This window comes from Streptomyces prasinopilosus (assembly GCF_001419695.1).
GTDB lineage: Bacteria > Actinomycetota > Actinomycetes > Streptomycetales > Streptomycetaceae > Streptomyces > Streptomyces prasinopilosus.
In genome coordinates this window covers 1-3,271 of record NZ_LIRG01000976.1, presented here as the reverse complement: position 1 = coordinate 3,271, position 3,271 = coordinate 1, and the positions used below count along the sequence as shown (strand labels likewise).

The following is a 3,271-nucleotide window of genomic DNA, read 5'->3' as shown; positions in this document are numbered from 1 at the left end:
CGAAGACCAGCACGCCGACCGGCCAGTACCAGTGCGTCAGCTCATGCGGGTGCTTGATCTTCTCGTAGCCCTCGTAGATGGCGAACAGGCCGCCGACGGAGAACAGCACGATGGAGACGAGGAAGGCGTAGATGTAGCGCTCGCGGCCGTAGCCGAAGGGGTGCTGCGGGGTGGCCTGCCGCTGGGCCCGCTTGCCGCCGAGCAGGAGCAGGGCCTGGTTGCCGGAGTCGGCGACGGAGTGCACGGACTCGGCGAGCATCGACGAGGAGTTGCTGAAGAGGAACGCCACGAACTTCGCTACCGCGATCGCCGCGTTGGCGAGGAGTGCCGCAACGATCGCCTTGGTTCCGCCTGACGCGCTCATGTGTCCGCGTTGTCCCTTCGTACCCGTGCACGGGCCCGGGCGGACGTCTTCGTACGCCGCCCGGGCGTGGTCCGTGCTGTAACGGGGGGACATTGTTGCAGCCCCGCGGGGCGACGGGGGGTCAGATCACCGTCGTCCGGCGGTCAGACGACGACCGTGGCCCTGAAAAGGGTTCCCGTACCGGACACTTCGGCCCTTTCGCCGGCAGGGACGAACACGGAGGTGCCCGGGGTCAGCTCGTGCTCGCCCGCGCGTACGGAGCCGGCCGTGCAGAGCAGGATCTGGGGCGTGGCCCGGGTGAGGTCGTGGGTGGCGCCGCCGGCGGGCAGGACGTAGCGGGAGAGCCGGAACTCGTCGGTGGGGGTCTCGTAGAGCTCCTCGCCGTCCGGTGCGGCCTCCGGGCGCAGCACGCCGGGGTCGCGGGGCTCGAAGCGGACGATGCGCAGGAGTTCGGGGACGTCGACGTGCTTGGGGGTCAGTCCGCAGCGCAGGACGTTGTCGGAGTTGGCCATGATCTCGACGGCGAGGCCGTTCAGGTAGGCGTGCGGGACGCCGGCACCGAGGTAGAGGGCCTCGCCGGGCTGGAGCCGGACGTGGTTGAGGAGCATGGCGGCGATGACGCCGGGGTCGCCCGGGTAGTGGTGGGCGATGGCGGCGTACGGGGCGTGGTCGCCGCCGAGGCGGTCGCAGGCGGCGGCCGCCTCGGTGACGGTGCGGGCCATCTCGTCCCGGTCGGCGGTGAGGAGGGCGGTGAGGACCTCGCGCAGGGCCGCCTCCTCGGGCCGGGCGTGCAGCAGGTCGACGTACGGCTTGAGGGAGTCCACGCCGAGGGCGTCGAGCAGTGCGGCGGCGCGCAGCGGCTCGCGGAAGCCGCAGAGGCCGTCGAATTCGGTGAGGGCGCAGACCAGTTCGGGCTTGTGGTTGGCGTCCTTGTAGGTGCGGTGCGCGGCGTCGGCGGGGACGCCGCGCCGTTCCTCGTCCGCGTAGCCGGCCTTCGCCTGGTCCAGGTCGGGGTGGACCTGGAGGGACAGCGGCGCGCCGGCGGCGAGGAGCTTGAGGAGGAAGGGCAGGCGCGGGCCGAACTTCGCGACCGAGGCCGCGCCGAGTTCCCGCTCCGGGTCGGCGGCGATGACCTCGGCGAGGGTGCCCCGGCCGGTGCGCGAGGGTGCGCCGGGGTGGGCGCCCATCCACATCTCCGCCTGCGGCTCACCGGTCGGCTCGACGCCGAGCAGCCGGGCGATGGCGGTGGTGGAACCCCAGGCGTAGGGGCGGATGGTGTTGTCGAGGCGATCCATGGAGCTCTCTCTGGGTCGTTCGGCAGGTTCTCGGCGGAGCGCGGGACGGAGGGGCGGCACGGCGGGGCGGTCCACCCGGTCGTACGGGTGGACGCGGCACGGCGGGCCCTGCGCCGAGGTCCTGCTCAGGGTGTTCCGGGGGAAACCGTCCTTCGCATGATCAGGCTCTCGAGGTGAGCGCCAGGTAAACGGCGGCGAAATCCGTGACGGCGATCAGCTCGGCGAGGGTCTCCAGTTCCCCGCCCTCCTCGGGTTCGAGTTCGCTGATCGGCGTGTCGTGGCCGAGGGCCAGCTCGCGGGCGGCCGGGGCGGCGGTGAGGCCGCCGATCGGGCGGTCGCGGAGCAGCACCACGCGCGCGTGCAGGGCGGGGGGTTCCTCCACGCGGTCGCGGAAGAAGTCGTCCGGGTCGGCGCGGGCGGCAAGCGGGCCGGCCAGCAGGGCGCTGTGCGCGCTGAGCGCCTCGGGCAGTTCGGCGACGACGGCGGGGGTGCCGGACAGTTCCGCGAGCGCGGCGGCGAAACGGCGGCCCGCCGGACCGGCCGAGGTGCCCTCGGTCCACACGACGGGCAGCGCGTCGGCGAGTTCGGCGGCCAGGGTCTTGGCGGGGTTGCTGTAGGTGGCGAGGGCCGGTCCGCAGCGTTCGGCGATGCGGTCGAGGCGGTCGGCGACCTTCTCCAGGGCGTCCGGCGGGGCGGTGAGCAGGCCGGCCCGGTCCAGGAGCGCGAGCAGGGGGGTGAGCAGCGCCCACAGGACTCCGGGGGCGGAGGCGGCGGGGGGTTCGTCCCGTTCGTAGGACGCGGTCGCCAGGGGGACGAACAGGCCGTGGGAGCCGTCGACCGTCTCGGCGAGCGGGGTCCGGGCGGGGGCCACGGCGACGACGGTGCAGCCGCGGCGGTAGGCCTGTTCGGTGAGCAGGGACAGGCCCGGTTCGGTGCCGTCCGGGGTGGCGATCAGGAGCAGGTCCACGGAACCGGCCCAGCCGGGCAGTTCCCAGCGCAGCGCGCCCGCGGCGGGGGCCACGCCGGTGGGCGCGAGCCGGGTGACGGGGCTGCCCGCGCCGGCGAGCGTGCCGAGGAGGTCGGCGGTCTGGGTGGCGGCCGCGCCGGGGCCCGCGATGAGGACGGCGCGGGGGCGGCCGTCGGGTTTGAGGTCGTGGACCCCGGCCTCGGCCGCGTGCCGCGCGGCGGTGCGGACCCGGGCGCCCGCTTCGGCGGCGCCGCGGAGCAGCCCGCGGTGGTCGGCCTCGGCGAGGCCCTCCGGTGAGTCGAGCAGCGATTCGTCGAGCATGGGGCGGCTGCCTCCGATCGGCGGGGCGTCGTACGCGGAGCGGCGGTACTCGGAGCGGCGGGGCGCCGGCGTGCGGGGGCGCCGGCCCGTCGGTCACCCGGGGCGGCGGGCCTCGTCGACGAGGAGGACGGGGATGCCGTCGCGGACCGGGTACGCCAGGCCGCACTCCTGACCGGTGCAGATCAGCTCGTTGTCCCGCTCCTCGAGGGGGGAGTGGCAGGCCGGGCAGGCGAGGATCTCCAGGAGGCCGGTTTCCAGCGGCATGGGGTGGGTTCCCTTCGGGGCGGGCGTCTGCGGATGTGCCTGGTCAGGGTACCGCCGGTG

The 3,271-nt window shown here is 74.6% G+C and carries 4 protein-coding genes; all 4 read right to left on the bottom strand.

The window, feature by feature from the left end; all coding sequences use genetic code 11:
• On the bottom strand, positions 1 to 364 hold a 364-nt coding region (locus tag AOK18_RS29240; RefSeq protein WP_157865291.1), incomplete at its 3' end, for a cation diffusion facilitator family transporter.
• Positions 365 to 507: 143 nt separating this feature from the next.
• On the bottom strand, positions 508 to 1,659 hold the full coding sequence (gene manA, locus AOK18_RS29235) for a mannose-6-phosphate isomerase, class I (RefSeq protein ID WP_055696265.1): 1,152 nt from the start codon (positions 1,657 to 1,659) through the stop codon (positions 508 to 510).
• Between the two features lie 160 nt (positions 1,660 to 1,819).
• The gene (locus tag AOK18_RS29230) at positions 1,820 to 2,947 is read right to left on the bottom strand and encodes an SIS domain-containing protein (RefSeq protein ID WP_055574467.1); all 1,128 of its coding nucleotides are present in this window, start codon (positions 2,945 to 2,947) and stop codon (positions 1,820 to 1,822) included.
• A gap of 93 nt (positions 2,948 to 3,040) precedes the next feature.
• Entirely contained in the window at positions 3,041 to 3,211 is a 171-nt protein-coding gene (locus AOK18_RS31570; protein ID WP_074994502.1) for a Trm112 family protein, read from the bottom strand.
• Positions 3,212 to 3,271 lie beyond the last annotated feature (60 nt).